Annotated in this window: 10 protein-coding genes; 8 read left to right on the top strand and 2 right to left on the bottom strand. The window is 66.4% G+C overall.

The annotated features are described in order from the left end of the window. Positions 1 to 14 precede the first annotated feature (14 nt). The 3 genes from AC0Z6F_RS10550 to AC0Z6F_RS10540 are packed head-to-tail and all read left to right on the top strand — an operon-like array spanning position 15 to position 7,244. Entirely contained in the window at positions 15 to 5,387 is a 5,373-nt protein-coding gene (locus tag AC0Z6F_RS10550; RefSeq protein ID WP_485617137.1) for a DNA repair ATPase, read from the top strand. Beyond that, positions 5,384 to 6,091 carry a hypothetical protein gene (locus tag AC0Z6F_RS10545; protein WP_006381261.1) on the top strand — a complete coding sequence of 236 codons (708 nt, stop codon included), beginning with the start codon at positions 5,384 to 5,386 and terminating at the stop codon, positions 6,089 to 6,091. The genes AC0Z6F_RS10550 and AC0Z6F_RS10545 overlap by 4 nt, the downstream gene beginning before the upstream one ends. Positions 6,092 to 6,134: 43 nt before the next feature. Next, the gene (locus tag AC0Z6F_RS10540; RefSeq protein ID WP_485617138.1) at positions 6,135 to 7,244 is read left to right on the top strand and encodes a toxic anion resistance protein; all 1,110 of its coding nucleotides are present in this window, start codon (positions 6,135 to 6,137) and stop codon (positions 7,242 to 7,244) included. A gap of 77 nt (positions 7,245 to 7,321) precedes the next feature. On the opposite strand, the gene AC0Z6F_RS10535 is transcribed toward AC0Z6F_RS10540, so the two are convergent. Continuing rightward, the gene (locus AC0Z6F_RS10535; protein WP_012511720.1) at positions 7,322 to 8,209 is read right to left on the bottom strand and encodes a LysR family transcriptional regulator; all 888 of its coding nucleotides are present in this window, start codon (positions 8,207 to 8,209) and stop codon (positions 7,322 to 7,324) included. A gap of 97 nt (positions 8,210 to 8,306) precedes the next feature. Here AC0Z6F_RS10535 and trpB point away from each other — a divergent pair, with 97 nt between their 5' ends. The 5 genes from trpB to glmM all read left to right on the top strand — a co-directional run bounded on the left by trpB (position 8,307) and on the right by glmM (position 13,468). After that, positions 8,307 to 9,524 carry a tryptophan synthase subunit beta gene (gene trpB / locus AC0Z6F_RS10530; protein WP_012511719.1) on the top strand — a complete coding sequence of 406 codons (1,218 nt, stop codon included), beginning with the start codon at positions 8,307 to 8,309 and terminating at the stop codon, positions 9,522 to 9,524. Beyond that, a complete protein-coding gene (locus AC0Z6F_RS10525) occupies positions 9,521 to 10,201 on the top strand; it encodes a hypothetical protein (protein ID WP_012511718.1) in 681 nt (226 codons plus the stop codon). The genes trpB and AC0Z6F_RS10525 overlap by 4 nt, the downstream gene beginning before the upstream one ends. A gap of 1 nt (position 10,202) precedes the next feature. Then, positions 10,203 to 11,012 (top strand): tryptophan synthase subunit alpha, encoded by an 810-nt coding sequence (gene trpA, locus AC0Z6F_RS10520; protein WP_065724336.1) that lies wholly within the window; start codon positions 10,203 to 10,205, stop codon positions 11,010 to 11,012. Between the two features lie 219 nt (positions 11,013 to 11,231). Continuing rightward, positions 11,232 to 12,107 carry an acetyl-CoA carboxylase, carboxyltransferase subunit beta gene (gene accD, locus AC0Z6F_RS10515; RefSeq protein WP_006381208.1) on the top strand — a complete coding sequence of 292 codons (876 nt, stop codon included), beginning with the start codon at positions 11,232 to 11,234 and terminating at the stop codon, positions 12,105 to 12,107. After that, the gene (gene glmM / locus AC0Z6F_RS10510) at positions 12,107 to 13,468 is read left to right on the top strand and encodes a phosphoglucosamine mutase (RefSeq protein ID WP_485617139.1); all 1,362 of its coding nucleotides are present in this window, start codon (positions 12,107 to 12,109) and stop codon (positions 13,466 to 13,468) included. The genes accD and glmM overlap by 1 nt, the downstream gene beginning before the upstream one ends. Before the next feature lie 220 nt (positions 13,469 to 13,688). Here the strand turns inward: glmM and galE are convergent, their stop codons facing one another. After that, positions 13,689 to 14,711: a UDP-glucose 4-epimerase GalE gene (gene galE, locus AC0Z6F_RS10505; protein ID WP_485617140.1), complete on the bottom strand. Its 1,023-nt coding sequence runs from the start codon at positions 14,709 to 14,711 to the stop codon at positions 13,689 to 13,691. Positions 14,712 to 14,748: the final 37 nt, after the last annotated feature.

Here is a 14,748-nt window from a genome sequence, read left to right as displayed (position 1 = left end):
CTGGAAGCCTGCTGATGTCTGAAACCCACCCGTCCGCCGAAACCACCGCGCCGGAGGCCGGCGGCAGCACCGTCGACCAGGCCGTCGCCCAGGGCGGTGCCTATGAAGTCCTGCGCCGCCGCCTGGCCGAACAGGGCCAGCGCCTGCAGACCCTGGCTGAAACACTGAACCGCCAGCGCCTGGCCGAGTTCGGCGACAGCCGCCTGGAAGTGGCCGGGCGCTTCCGCATCCGCAGCGAGAACAACTGTGTCGGCCGCGACATCGTCCAGGTTGGACCGGACCGCCTGCTGTTCGGCTACAACGTGTTCATCGGGCTGAAGACCCAGACCCGCATCGAGGATGTGTTCGGCCTGTACCGCCTGGTGCAGGGCAGTGACGGCTACGACGTCGCCGCGCTGGAGCTGAAGGGCAGCTTCCTCGATCAGCCGGGTTTCGTGCACGACTTCAACGAGCTTTACGCCTACTACAAACATGCACGCCTGCTGCAGCTGATCGTGGTCGGTGACAAGCTGCTGGCTTCGTTCCAGATCGGCGAGCGCAGCAGCGATGTGCGCGTGTTCCGCTGGGCGCTGTCGCGCGATGGAGAACTGACCTATCTGGACGCACGCGGTGAGCGTGACATCGCGCTACCGCCACCATTTGATTTCGAATGGACCAAGGCCACCCGCGACCTTGCGGTCAGTGGCCGCCATTCGCACCTGAACATCCTCGACACCCTGTTCGTCGAGACCACCGGTGGTGACCTTACGATCAAGGTCGAGAACAACACCGAGACCGGGCAGGGCATCTACAGCGAACCGGTGGAAGACAGCACGCAGTCGCTGGATGACGCCCAGTTCGAGTTCGCCCGGGTCGGCTCGCTGGTGCTGTTGAAGGTGCTGCCGTACCGCGAGACGGAGTGGCGCGGCCTGATCTACAACACGCTGACCGGCGACATCGTGCGCAACGATGCAATCGTGCAGGCCTGCGTGCAGCTGCCTGAAGACCATGGCGTGATCTTCCCGGGTGGGTATTACCTGCAGGGCGGCGAGCACAAGGCGTTCGACGCCTCGATGGCCGGCATGCAGTTCAAGCGCAGCATCCGCTCCCCCAATGGCGAAGATGTGCTCTACATCTTCTACGAGCGTGAAGGCGGTCGCTCCGCACTGTTTGTCTACAACACCATCCAGCGCGTGCTGCAGAATCCGGTGTTCGGCCATGGCTACGCCTTCCTGCAGGACGGGCGCATGGTGCTGTTCCATGCAGAAGGCAACGAACCGACCCGCATCCATCCGATGCAGGTCTGGCAAACCCCGTTCAGCAGCGACGAGTTCGCTGCCAGCCGCCCATCCGGCAATACCTTCATGGGCCGCATCGGCAACGCCGAACTGGTGCGCGGCATCTCCAACCTGTTCAACCTCGCGCGCGAGATTGATGGCCAGGATGTGTCGGTACAGCGCTACCAGCGCCTGGTGGCCGATACCCGGCGCCTGTTCGATGCCCACCACTGGCTGGGTGACCAGGCGTGCGATGGTGCCGAGACGCTGCTGCGACAGATCAGCGCCACCGGCGAATCGGTTCTGGACGAATACGAGAAAGTGCAGTCGATCCGCCAGCAGTCGTCGCAGGCGATGGTCGAGGCGGAGGCTGCGCACAAGGCCCTGCTGGGCCGTTTGCAGCCGCAGAACTGGAACGAGGTGCAGGCGTTCGTCGAGGCCCTCAATGCGATCACCGCACTGCGCGGACGGTTGCTGACCATCCGCGAGCTGCGTTACATCGACACCGTTCGCATCGACGCAATGACGGCCGAGCTGGTGGATGCGCAGGACCATGTGGGTGCCGCCACCGGTGGCTTCCTCGCCGGCGAAGCTGCACTGGCACCGCTGGTCGAGCGCCTGCAGGTCCTGGATGAAGCGGCGCAGCAGGCACAGAGTGCGCGCCAGCTGGATGAGCAGCTGGATGGGCTGCGCGGCATGGCCACCGACCTGGACATGCTGTCCGAGCTGATGGCCGGCTTGAAGGTGGACGACGCTACCGCCCGTACCCGCGTGGTCGAGTCGATCTCCGTGCTGTATGGCCGCCTCAACCAGGCCCGCGCGCGTGCTGATCAACGCCGCAGGTCGCTCGGTTCAGCCGAGGCCGTGGCACAGTTCGCCGCGCAGTTCGCGCTGTTCTCGCAGTCGATCACCAGTGCGCTGGCCCTGGCCACGGACCCGGAGCGTGCCGACGAACAGCTGTCGCGCCTGCTGGTACAGCTGGAGGAGCTGGAAAGCCAGTTCGGTGAGCACGAACAGTTCCTCGGCGACATTCTCAGCAAGCGCGAGGAGCTGGTCGAGGCCTTCGATACGCACAAGCAGGCGCTGCTTGATGACCGCCAGCGCAAGGCGCGCTCGGTTCTGGATGCGGCCAACCGCATCCTTGACGGCCTGGCCAAGCGAACGGAGCGCTTCGCCACCGCCGATGAGCTCAATGCCTTCTTTGCCGGCGATCCGTTGATCCTCAAACTGCGTGAACTGGCCGAGCGCCTGCGTGCCCTGCACGACAACGTCAAGGCTGACGATATCGAGGCGCGCCTGAAGGGCGTACGCGACCAGGCCGTGCGCCAGCTGCGTGATCGCAGTGATCTGTATGAAGCCGGTGGCAATGTGGTGCGGCTGGGGCCACGGCATCGATTCAGTGTCAACACCCAGGCACTGGATCTGACCCTGTTGCCGCGCGGTGACACTCTGGCCATTCACCTGACCGGTACCGACTTCCTGGAGACCCTGCACGATCCGGAGCTTGATGCACTGAAGCCGTTCTGGCCGGTGACCCTGGATTCTGAATCGGCCACGTTGTATCGCGGCGAGTATCTGGCCGGGTGCCTGTTGCTGGCCGCGCAGGAAGGTCGCGACGGCCTCGATCTGGCCACGCTGCAGCACGAGGTTGCCAACCCCGAACTGCTGGACCAGCGTGTGCGTGGATTTGCCGCGCCGCGCTACCGCGAAGGCTACGAGCGTGGCATCCATGATCACGATGCCGCGCTGATCCTGCGCGCGCTGCTGCCATTGCAGCAGGCCGCGGGCAGCCTGAGACACGCGCCGCAGGTGCGCGCGCTGGCGCTGCTGTTCTGGGCGGCCGAGCAACGCAGTGAGAGCGTGGCGCAGTGGCCGGCGCGCCAGGCCGGTGCCGAAGCGCTGGCACGCCTGTTTGGTTCCGATGAAGGGCGGCAGGCATTGCGGGCAGAGATGGCCGAGGCGATTGTGGCCTACGCGCACTCCCACGCGTTGCCGTTCGATGCCGCTGCTGCCGATGCGTCAGCGGCCTACCTCGGCGAGGAGCTGGCTGGCGGCGATCCGGTGTTCAACAGCAGCCGCCACGCGTTGGCTTTGCTGGAGGGGCTTGCACAGCAGCTGGAGCAGGCCGGGCAACGCGAGGTGGTCGAGCGCGCGCTGCAACGCAGCCAGGATCCATTGGCTACGCGCTGGGCGTTGGCCGGGCAGTGGCTGCGTGCGCTGGCGGGTACTCCGGCGTACGCCATGCACGCCGGCTATGTCGATGAGGCGGCGGCACTGCTGCTGGTGCAGCGACAGCTGCGCACCCGCGCCAGCGACGCCGCGTTGCGGGTGGAGGTCAACGGACTTCTCGGCGAGCACGCGCGCATCGGCAATGGCACGCTTGCGTTGTCGCTGGATGATTTCCTGGCACGCCTGCAGCAGCATCTGCGCAAGTTCGTGCCCGCCTTCCATGCCTACCAGGCCGTGCGCCAGGGCATCATCGGCCGCGAGCGTGAGACCCTGCGCCTGTCCGAGTTCAAGGCGCGGCCGTTGTCCTCGTTCGTGCGCAACAAGCTGATCAACGAAGTCTATCTCGGCGTGATCGGCGACAACCTGGCCAAGCAGATGGGCACGGTCGGCGAGAACAAGCGCAGTGACCTGATGGGCCTGCTGATGATGATCTCGCCGCCGGGCTACGGCAAAACCACGCTGATGGAGTACGTCGCGCATCGCCTCGGCCTGGTTTTCATGAAGATCAATGGCCCGGCGCTAGGCCATGAGGTGCGTTCGCTGGATCCGGAACAGGCCCCTGATGCCACCTCGCGGCAGGAGCTGCAGAAGATCAACCTGGCGCTGGAGATGGGCAACAACACCATGCTGTATGTCGACGACATCCAGCACACCCATCCAGAGTTCCTGCAGAAATTCATTTCGCTGTGCGATGGCACCCGTCGCATCGAAGGCGTGTGGCGCGGGAAGACACGTACCTACGACATGCGCGGCAAGAAATTCTGCGTGGTGATGGCCGGCAATCCGTACACCGAGTCCGGTGAAGTGTTCAAGATTCCGGACATGCTGGCCAACCGCGCCGACATCTACAACCTTGGCGATGTGCTCGGCGGCATGGAAGCGGCATTTACCCTCAGCTACATCGAGAACAGCCTGACCTCCAACCCGGTGCTGGCACCACTGGCCACGCGGGAGATGTCCGATCTGTACCTGCTGGTCGACCGGGCGATGGGCAAGGACGTCTCCACCAATGGCCTCAGTCACGCCTACAGCAGTGCCGAGATCAACGAGATCACCGCCACCCTGCAGCGCATGCTGCGCGTGCGCGACGTGGTGTACCGGGTCAACCAGCAATACATCGTGAGTGCCGCGCAGGACGACCGCTACCGCACCGAACCACCGTTCCGCCTGCAGGGCAGCTACCGCAACATGAACAAGCTGGCCGAGAAGATCTCGCCGGTGATGAACGAGGACGAGCTGCAGCAGCTGATTTCCGACCACTACCTGGGCGAAGCGCAGCTGCTGACCACCGGTGCCGAAGAGAACCTGCTCAAGCTGGCGGAACTACGTGATGTACTGAGCGCGGAACAGGCCCAGCGCTGGGCGCAGATCAAGCGCGATTTCCTGCGCAACAAGGCGATGGGCGCGGGCGACGGTGATGTTGGCGGCCGTGTCGTGGCCCAGCTTGCCGACATTGCCAGTGCCCTGCAGCTGCCGCCGCCGGTGCCCGAGGTTGTCGCAGCGCCAGAGCCGGCGCCTTGGCCGGCATTGCTGGCGGCGCTGCAGCAGTTGGCGCAGGCGCAGCAGGCCCGCCAGCCGGTGTTGGCAACGCCAGCGCCTGTTGCAACGCCGTTGGCCGAGGACCTGCAGGCCGGGCTGGCCCCGCTGCTGCAGTTGCTGGTTGCCTCGCAGGAACAGCAGGCGCAGGTTTCGCAGACATTGGCGGCGTTTGCCGGCTGGGCGCGGCAGCAGCTGGCATCCGGCGTGGCCACGGCCGACGTGCGCCCGCGTCCGCGCGTGCGGCGTGCTGCCACACCGGAAGAGCGTGCGCTCGATGAAGCCTTGATGCGCCACTTCTATGGTGAGTCATTGCCACCGGAAACCACCGACGGCGATATGCCGCGGCCGCCTCCGCTGCCATGACCGCGTCACGCCCCCTGCCTGCGCCCGTGCTGCCGCCATCGGCGGACATCGCAACGCTGTCGAGCTACGGTGCACCATTGCTGCAGGCGATCGGCGTGCATCACGCCGCCGAGGCACAGACGGCAGGGCAGGGCCTGGTCGATGCGCTGGCGCGTATCGCATTGGCGTTGCAGGCAACCGACCCGCGCGCCCTGCGCCGACGTGAAGGCTGGTGGGGGCGCCTGCTGGGCCGCGACGTTGTCCGCCAGGCCGAAGCGCAGGCGTTGCAGGCGCAGCTGGGCGTGTTGGCGCTGCAGGCCCGGGAACAGGCGCAGGCAGTGCGCGTGCAGGGCGAGCAGCGGCGTGAAGCGATCATCGACGCGGATGCTGCGGCGCTGGCCCTGCAGGCCTGGGGCGAACATGCAGGCGCGCTGCTGCCACAGCTGCCTGTCGGTGCACAGGCGGCATTGGCCTCGCGCATCGACCACCTGCAGCGGTTGGCCGCGCTGCACCGTATCGACGCCGGGCAGTGGCGGTTGCTGCAGGCCCAGGACGAGGCGTTGCTGGAACGGTTCGCACGCATCCACGATGTGCTGCTGCCGGCGTGGCGACAGGCCACGTTGAACCGACAGCTCCAGGCGCAGTCGGCACAGGTGGCGACGGCGGCTGCGCTGCAGGTACAGATCCATGACGAAGTGGCTGCCGCTCAGGCTAGACTGCGCTGAGCCGGCCGCCGCTGCCGCTTTTCCACTGCAAGGACACCGCCCGATGACCCAGGACAGCCAGACCCCCGGAACCCTCGTGCCTGCCACGACGACCGCCGCCGAGATTGACGACAGCACCCTGAAGGCCCTGGGCCTGGTGCGCGACGACCTGCCGCGCATCGCCGAGATCGGCCGCGAACTGGAGGACCTGCGCCCAGGCAACCTGCAGGTGTTCGGGCGCGAAGCGGCTGCCCGGACAACGGCGTTCTCCAGCCAGCTGCTGGAACAGGTGCGCAATCGTGACCTGGATGCCAACGGCGAAAAGCTGGGTGAAGTAGTGCGCATCGCCCGTGAACTGAAACTTGATGGCTTCTCCCAGCGCTCGAAAGTGCCGCTGATCGGTGGCCTGATCGATCGCCTGCGTTCGTCCAAGGGCGAGCTGGTGCAGAAGTTCAGCGATACCAATGCGCAGATCGAGCAGCTGCTCGGCGACGTCGGCGCGCAGCAGGCGCTGATGGGCAAGCGGGTCACTGATTTCGACCGCATGCACGACATCGTCCGCGAAGAACGTCATGCGCTGGGACTGTATGCCGCCGCCGGCAAGCAGCGCCTGGCCCAGCTGCAGTCCGAGCAGTTGCTGGGGCAGGGCAGCGAAGATCCGCAGCAACGTATTCGCCAGAGTGAGATCGACAATGCGATCCGCCTGATCGAGAAGCGCGTGTCCGACCTGCAGCTGATGCAGCACGCGGCCGACCAGTCGTTGCCGATGATCCGCCTGATCCAGGCCAACGCACTGCAGCTGATCGAGAAATTCAACACCGTCCGCGACATCACCATCCCCTCGTGGAAGCGCCAGTTCGCGATCCAGTTGTCGCTGGGCGAGCAGAAGAATGCCGCCGAGCTGGCCAACGCCATCGACGATGCGACCAACGAACTGATGCGCCGCAATGCCGACCTGTTGCGCCAGGCCTCGGTGGATACCGCACGCAGCAACCAGCGTGGGGTGATCGACGTGGCCACGCTGCGCCATGTGCATGATCAGCTGATCGCGACAGTGGAAGAAGTACGCAGCATCCATCGTGAGGGGATGCAGCAGCGGCAGCAGGCGGAAGTGGAGCTGTCGCGCCTGCGCGAGGACCTGCAGCAGCGGCTGGCCGCTCCCACCGCACCCTGAAGTGGAAAAAGGGGACGGAGGGGATTAAGTCGTATACGCCACATACGACTTGATTTCCTCCGTCCCCTTTCTCGTTGTCAACGGAGTTGCTGACCCAGCCAGTCGGCCAGCGCATCCACGCGCGCATCGGCCGGGCCATCCGGCCGCGCCAGCACCCAGAAGCCACCGGTGGCGGCAAACCCCCACGGCGCGACCAGCCGGCCCGCCGCCAGATCCTCCGCGACCAACGGCTCGGGCGCGATCGCAGGGCCCAGCCCGGCTACGGCCGCCTCAAGCAGGTAGTACAGGTGCTCGAAGGCGGTGCCCAGCTGCAGTCTGGACGTCTCCAGACCATGCGCCTGCGCCCAGGCTGGCCACGCTTGTGGCCGTGAGCTGGTGTGCAGCAGTGTCTCCTGCAGTAGTGCAGACGGCGGCACGTGGCGCAGGCGCAGTGCCGCAGGATGCGAGGGGGCCACCACCACGCCGACCCGTTCCGGTGCCAGTTCGCGCACCTGCCAACCGCGTGGCCACGGTCCCTGCGCAAGCAGCAGCACCGCATCCAGTGCCGCCTGCGCATCGGTGAAGCTGCCGTCCAGCGCCGACCATTGCAGGCGCACGCCGGGCAGGGCGGCCTGCAGCGTGGGCAGGCGCGGGATCATCCAGCGCGCGAGCACGCTGCCACTGCAACCCAGCACCAGCGCCGGAGAAGCTGCCGGCCGTCGCAGCTCGCGCACGCAATCCTCGATGCCAGTGAAGGCGTCACTGCACGCAGCCTGCAGGCGAGTGCCCGCAGGGGTCAGGCGCAGCCCGCGGCCGGCACGCTGGAACAGCGCCAGGCCGAGATGGTCTTCCAGCAGCTTCAGCTGGCGGCTGACCGCGCCGTGGGTGACATGCAGGTCCTGTGCGGCGCGCCCAACGCCGCCAAGCCGGGCAGTGGCTTCGAACGCACGCAGCGCATTGAGGGGCGGCAGCAGGGAACGGCTCATGTGAGATTTCCTGACGATATGCGCCAGATAATATCCATTTTCCGGTCACGACCCGTGCGCTAGAGTATCCACCTGTCTCGAACCAGCGGTCGCTTCCATGTCTGCCTCCCCCATTGCCGACTACCACGCCTTCCCGGATGCCCAGGGCCACTTCGGCCGCTACGGCGGCAGCTTCGTTGCCGAAACCCTGGTCGGCCCGCTGCAGGAACTGGCCCAGGCCTATGACCAGGCCCGCCAGGACCCGGCATTCCAGGCCGCCTACGACCGCGACCTGGCCCATTACGTGGGCCGGCCGAGCCCGATCTATCACGCCCAGCGCCTGAGCGATCATGTCGGCGGTGCGCAGATCCTGCTCAAGCGCGAGGACCTGAACCACACCGGCGCGCACAAGATCAACAACACCATCGGCCAGGCCCTGCTGGCCGCGCGGATGGGCAAGAAGCGCATCATCGCCGAGACAGGCGCCGGCCAGCATGGCGTGGCCAGTGCCACCGTCGCCGCACGCCTGGGCCTGGAATGCGTGGTGTACATGGGCGCCACCGACATCGAGCGGCAGAAGATCAACGTCTACCGCATGAAGCTGCTGGGCGCGACGGTGGTGCCGGTCACCTCCGGCTCGGCCACCCTGAAGGACGCGCTCAACGAAGCGATGCGCGACTGGGTGACCAACGTGCAGGACACCTTCTACATCATCGGTACGGTGGCCGGCCCGGATCCGTACCCGCGCATGGTGCGTGACTTCAACGCCATCGTCGGCCGCGAAGCGCGTGAGCAGATGCTGGCCGAATACGGTCGCCTGCCCGATGCGATCACCGCCTGCGTTGGCGGCGGCAGCAATGCGATCGGCCTGTTCCATGCCTTCCTCAACGATCGTCAGGTCGAGATCGTCGGTGCCGAAGCCGCCGGTGATGGCATCCATACCGGCCGCCATGCGGCCTCGATTGCTGCCGGTCGCCCGGGCGTACTGCATGGCAACCGCACCTACGTGCTGTGCGATGACGATGGCCAGATCATCGAGACTCATTCGGTGTCGGCCGGCCTGGACTACCCGGGCGTCGGCCCGGAGCACGCGTTCCTGGCCGACAGCGGCCGCGCGCGTTACCTCGGCATCACCGATGAGGAGGCCCTGCAGGCCTTCCATCTGCTGGCGCACACCGAGGGCATCCTGCCGGCGCTGGAATCCAGTCACGCGCTGGCGCAGGCGATGAAGCTGGCGCGTGAGCGACCGCGTGACCAGATCGTGCTGTGCAATCTGTCCGGCCGTGGCGACAAGGACGTGCATACCATCGCCGCGCGCGAAGGCCTGGTGCTGTGAGCGCGCGGCTGCGAAGCAGCGGTGTGCTTCTGCTGGCCTTGGGCCTGGCGGCATGCCAGCCGCCGGAACCGCCGGTGCTGGCACCGGCGGCCAAGGCCACCACGCAACCGGTGCAGCAACCGGCGGCCAATGATGACCTCGACCCGATGGCGCGCACGCCGATCGACGATCCGCCCTCCACGGAAGAGACCAACAGCGATGACGCGCCGGCGGTGGTCTCGGTGGCGCTGGACCATGCCGGCGAGGTGCTGATCGGGCAGCACATGACCGATCTGAAGGCATTCGGGCCGTGGACGGCACAAGGGGCGGTCGAGGCCATTGGCGGAAGCTGCGAGTACTACGACGGCAAGGGGCTGCCGCCCGGCGTGTCGATGATGACCGACGAAGATCGTGTGGTCCGCTTCGACCTCGGCCTGGATCCGGAGAGCGGGGCGCCGACCCAGCAGCCGGGCCCGTTCGGCCTGCGTGTCGGCATGACCCGTGCCCAGGCGGTTGCCCGGTTTCCGAAGCCGCCTGTGTCCAGCCCGCATGCCTACGATGGCGAGCAGGGCGAATACCTGACCTGGCAGGACCCGGGCTCGGCCCTTGGCATCCGCGTGGAACTGTTTGAAGGGAGGGTCATCCAGATGTACTGGGGGACCAGCGATGCGATTGAACTGATTGAAGGATGTGCCTGAGATGCCTGTTTCCCGACTCGATGCCTGTTTCCAGCGCCTGCGCGCGCAGCAGCGCAAGGCGCTGATCCCTTTCATCACCGCCGGCGATCCCTCGCTGGAGGCGACCGTGCCGGTGATGCATGCACTGGTCGGCGCCGGTGCCGATGTGATTGAGCTGGGCGTGCCGTTCTCCGACCCGATGGCCGACGGCCCAACCATCCAGCGCAGCTCCGAGCGCGCGCTGGCACGCGGTGCTGGCAGCCGTTACGTGCTGCAGGCGGTGGCGCAGTTCCGCGAGCGCGACGCGCAGACCCCGGTGGTACTGATGGGCTACCTGAACCCGGTGGAGATCCATGGCTACGCAGCATTTGCCAGCGCCGCCGTGGACGCTGGCGTCGATGGCGTGCTGCTGGTCGACCTGCCGCCGGAAGAAGCCGGTGAGGCGCAGCAGGCCTTCGATGCAGCCGGCCTGGCGCTGGTGCTGCTGGCCTCGCCGACCACCAGCGAGGCACGTGCCGACAAGCTGTTGGCATTGGCGCGTGGTTACCTTTACTACGTCAGCTTCGCCGGCGTCACCGGTGCCTCCGAGCGACTGGACAGCGATGCCGCAAGCGCTCGGCTGCAGGCCCTCCGCGCGCGCGCCACGGTGCCGGTGGTGGCAGGCTTCGGCATCAAGGATGCAGCCAGTGCCGCGGCCATGGCCCGCCAGGCCGATGGCGTGGTGGTCGGCAGCGCGCTGGTCGCTGCCCTGGCTGAGGCGGGCTCGGTAGAACAGGCCGCGCAGCGTGCCGCTGCCTTCCTGGCCCCGCTGCGGCAGGCGCTGGACCAGTAACGGTAGCGCCGGGCCATGCCCGGCGGTGCGGGGCGCAAGGGGATCCGCCGGGCATGGCCCGGCGCTACCCGCACGGCGTTGCCGCGCTAAACGTACGTCCCAGCATGGTTTTTTCCGGCCTTCCGCCGGTCGCACAGGGGGTGCACGGGCAGGGAAAGCGGAGCTAGACTGTCCGCCTTTGCGGCCCTTGGGCCGCCCTGAACGGAAGTGTCCTCCCGCATGAGTTGGCTCAGCAAGTTGATGCCGTCCGGCATCCGCACCGACAACACCCCCAGCAAGAAGCGCAGTGTCCCCGAGGGCCTGTGGGAAAAGTGCAGCAACTGCGGCAGCGCGTTGTACCGGCCGGAACTGGAAGAGAACCTGGAGGTCTGCCCGAAGTGCGGCCACCACATGGCGATCCGTGCACGTGCGCGCCTGGCGGCGTTGTTCGACGCCGACAGCACCACCGAGATCGCTGCGCGCCTGGGCCCGACCGACCTGCTCAAGTTCAAGGACCAGAAGAAGTACAGCGAGCGCATCAAGATCGCGCAGAAGAACACCGGTGAGTACGACGCGCTGATCGCCATGCGCGGCCTGCTCAAGGGCCGTGCGCTGGTGGCCTCGTCGTTCGACTTCGCCTTCATGGGCGGCTCGATGGGTTCGGTGGTGGGTGAGCGTTTCTCGCTGGCTGCCGAAACCGCAGTCGAGATCGGCGCTCCTTATGTGTGCTTCTCGCAGAGTGGCGGGGCGCGTATGCAGGAAGGCCTGTTCTCGCTGATGCAGATGGCCAAGACCTCGGCGGCGCTGGGCAAGCTGCGTGAAGCCGGCCTGCCGTTCATTTCGGTGCTGACCCACCCGACCACCGGTGGCGTGTCGGCATCGTTTGCGATGCTGGGCGATATCAACATCGCCGAGCCGCAGGCACTGATCGGTTTTGCCGGCCCGCGCGTGATCGAACAGACCGTGCGTGAAAAGCTGCCGGAAGGCTTCCAGCGTTCGGAGTTCCTGCTCGAGCACGGCGCCATCGACCAGATCTGCGACCGCCGTGAAATGCGTGACCGTCTCGCCGACCTGCTGGCGATGCTGGGCCGTCAGCCGGCGCCGGAGGTGGCCTGATGGGAGGCCGCAAGTACTTCGGTACTGATGGCATCCGTGGGCGGGTCGGCCAGGGCGTGATCTCGGCCGACTTCGTGTTGCGTCTGGGCAACGCCCTGGGCCGGGTGCTGGTGGCCCAGCGTGGCCAGGATGGGCGCCGGCCGATCGTGATCATCGGCAAGGACACCCGCATTTCCGGCTACATGTTCGAAGCGGCGCTGGAGGCCGGACTGGTCGCTGCCGGCGCCGACGTGCAGTTGCTGGGCCCGATGCCGACTCCGGCCGTGGCCTTCCTGACCCGCACGCTGGGCGTGGATGCCGGCATCGTCATCAGTGCTTCGCACAATCCGCACTACGACAACGGCATCAAGTTCTTCTCCGCCCAGGGCGAGAAGCTCGACGATGCCACCGAACTGGCGCTGGAAGCGGCTCTGGATGTTCCGTTCACCACCGCCGAATCGGAGAAGCTGGGCAAAGCCTCGCGTGCACGTGAGGCGGTTGGCCGCTACATCGAATTCTGCAAGGCCAGCGTGCCGCGTGCATTCGACCTGCGTGGCGTGCGCCTGGTCCTGGACTGTGCGCATGGGGCCACCTACCAGATCGCACCGCTGCTGTTCCGTGAGCTGGGTGCGGAAGTGATCGGTATCGGTGCCGAACCCAACGGCGTCAACATCAACGCCGGCGTTGGTTCCACCCACATCGACAACCTGGCAGCCAAGGTCCGCGAGACCCGCGCCGATCTCGGCATCGCCTTCGATGGCGATGGCGACCGCGTGTTGATGGCCGACGACCAGGGCAATCCGGTCGACGGTGATGATCTGCTGTACATCCTGGCGCGTGCGTGGAAGGACGAAGGTCGCCTGCGCGGTCCGGTGGTCGGTACGCTGATGAGCAACTACGGTGTGGAGAAGGCCTTCGCCGATCTGCAGATTCCGTTCCTGCGCAGCAACGTCGGTGACCGCTACGTGCACCAGGCGCTGACCGAAGGTGATGGCGTGCTCGGCGGTGAAGCGTCGGGGCACTTGCTGTGCCTGGATCGGGCCACCACCGGCGATGGCATCGTCAGTGCCCTGCAGGTGCTGGTAGCGCTGCGCAACAACGGCCAGACCCTGCGCCAGGCGCTGAAGGGGCTGGTGCGGGTGCCGCAGAAGACGGTCAACGTGCGGCTGGGCAATGTCTCGGCCAAGGCCACGGTGCAGGCTGAAAGTGTGCAGTCCGCGCTTGCCGACGCGCAGCATGCGGTGGCCGGTCGTGGTCGTGCGTTCCTGCGTCCGTCCGGTACCGAACCGGTGGTGCGGGTCACGGTCGAGGCCGATGACGCGACACTGATGCAGGAGACGCTCGATCGCCTGTCTGCCGCGGTGCGCGAAGCCGCCGCCTGAGTCTGGTGACGGGGTAACCTGGAACCTCGATAGGAGCCGAAGTGCGCGTATTGGGATCACCCGCGGATGTAGCGTCCAAGCGATCCGGGCAATGCGCGGCCGGCCTCCCGTGACGAGTAGCGGCAATACCCGCGATGAGATCGAGCAGAGCGGGCCCAGGCGTCTCTTTTGACCGGTGGTACCTGCCCGCGTCACGGCGCAGGCAGGCACAGCGGTTCGTTCATCGGGATGTCGTTGGCGCTTGGGCCGGCATTTCTCTCTGCCACTTCCATGTGTCACGACACATATCGGCCAACGTGTGCCGGGCCTTCCAGCCCAGCTCGCGCAGTGCCAGCGAGGCGTCGGCGAAGCTGATGGCGATGTCACCATTGCGTCGCGGAACGATGCGGAACGGAATCCGAATTCCGGTGGTGTGCTCGAAGGCCTGGATCAGCTCCAGCACGCTGTGACCCTGGCCGGTACCGAGGTTGAGTGTGATGCTGCGCCGTTCGTCGCGCAGGAACTGCAGGGCCAGTACATGGGCGTTGGCTACATCCTGGACGTGGATGTAGTCGCGTACACCGGTGCCGTCGTGGGTCGGATAGTCATCACCGAAGACCTGGACTTCCGGCAGCAGCCCGGCGGCAACCTGCGCGATGTAGGGCATCAGGTTGCTCGGCGTGCCGTGCGGCAGCTCGCCGATCAATGCAGTGTCATGGGCGCCGACCGGGTTGAAGTAGCGAAGCGTCGCCACGTGCAGGTCCGGGCCCGTGGCGATCAGGTCGGCAAGCAGCTGCTCCACCACCAGCTTGGTACGCCCATAGGGCGTCATTGCACAGGTTGAAGCGGATTCGGCCACCGGGCAGTGCTCCTGGTTGCCGTACACAGTGGCGGAGGAGCTGAAGACCAGCAACGCCACCCCCGCATCCTGCATTGCACCGAGCAGGGCAATGGTGCCGCTGATGTTGCTGTCGAAGTACTGCAGGGGCACCTTCTGGGATTCGCCCACGGATTTGAGCGCCGCAAAATGCAGCACAGCATCGATCGCATGCTGCCGCATCAGGGTGGCCATACGCGGTCGATCACGGATGTCCGTCTGCACGAACACCGGCGCCGTACCGGTGATCTGTCCGATACGCTCGACGACGCTGGCGTCGCTGTTGCACAGCGAATCCACGATGACCACGCGATGCCCCTGCTGCTGCAGCTCGACGCATGCATGTGAGCCGATGTAGCCAGCGCCGCCGGTCACCAGAATGTTCATTGCCTTCACTGTTCCTTGGAATCCATTCGAGAATCGG

The sequence above is a fragment of the Stenotrophomonas sp. 1L-E-5-B-C3 genome (assembly GCF_057292075.1).
The sequence above is the reverse complement of the archived record's forward strand: the minus strand, read 5'-3'. Positions and strand labels throughout refer to the sequence as shown.

Bases quoted from the DNA above. Each gene is read 5' to 3' on its own strand.
- AC0Z6F_RS10550 (WP_485617137.1), top strand. From the start codon at position 15: ATGTCTGAAACCCACCCGTCCGCCGAAACCACCGCGCCGGAGGCCGGC.
- AC0Z6F_RS10545 (WP_006381261.1), top strand. From the start codon at position 5,384: ATGACCGCGTCACGCCCCCTGCCTGCGCCCGTGCTGCCGCCATCGGCG.
- AC0Z6F_RS10540 (WP_485617138.1), top strand. From the start codon at position 6,135: ATGACCCAGGACAGCCAGACCCCCGGAACCCTCGTGCCTGCCACGACG.
- AC0Z6F_RS10535 (WP_012511720.1), bottom strand. From the start codon at position 8,209: ATGAGCCGTTCCCTGCTGCCGCCCCTCAATGCGCTGCGTGCGTTCGAA.
- trpB (WP_012511719.1), top strand. From the start codon at position 8,307: ATGTCTGCCTCCCCCATTGCCGACTACCACGCCTTCCCGGATGCCCAG.
- trpA (WP_065724336.1), top strand. From the start codon at position 10,203: ATGCCTGTTTCCCGACTCGATGCCTGTTTCCAGCGCCTGCGCGCGCAG.
- accD (WP_006381208.1), top strand. From the start codon at position 11,232: ATGAGTTGGCTCAGCAAGTTGATGCCGTCCGGCATCCGCACCGACAAC.
- glmM (WP_485617139.1), top strand. From the start codon at position 12,107: ATGGGAGGCCGCAAGTACTTCGGTACTGATGGCATCCGTGGGCGGGTC.
- galE (WP_485617140.1), bottom strand. From the start codon at position 14,711: ATGAACATTCTGGTGACCGGCGGCGCTGGCTACATCGGCTCACATGCA.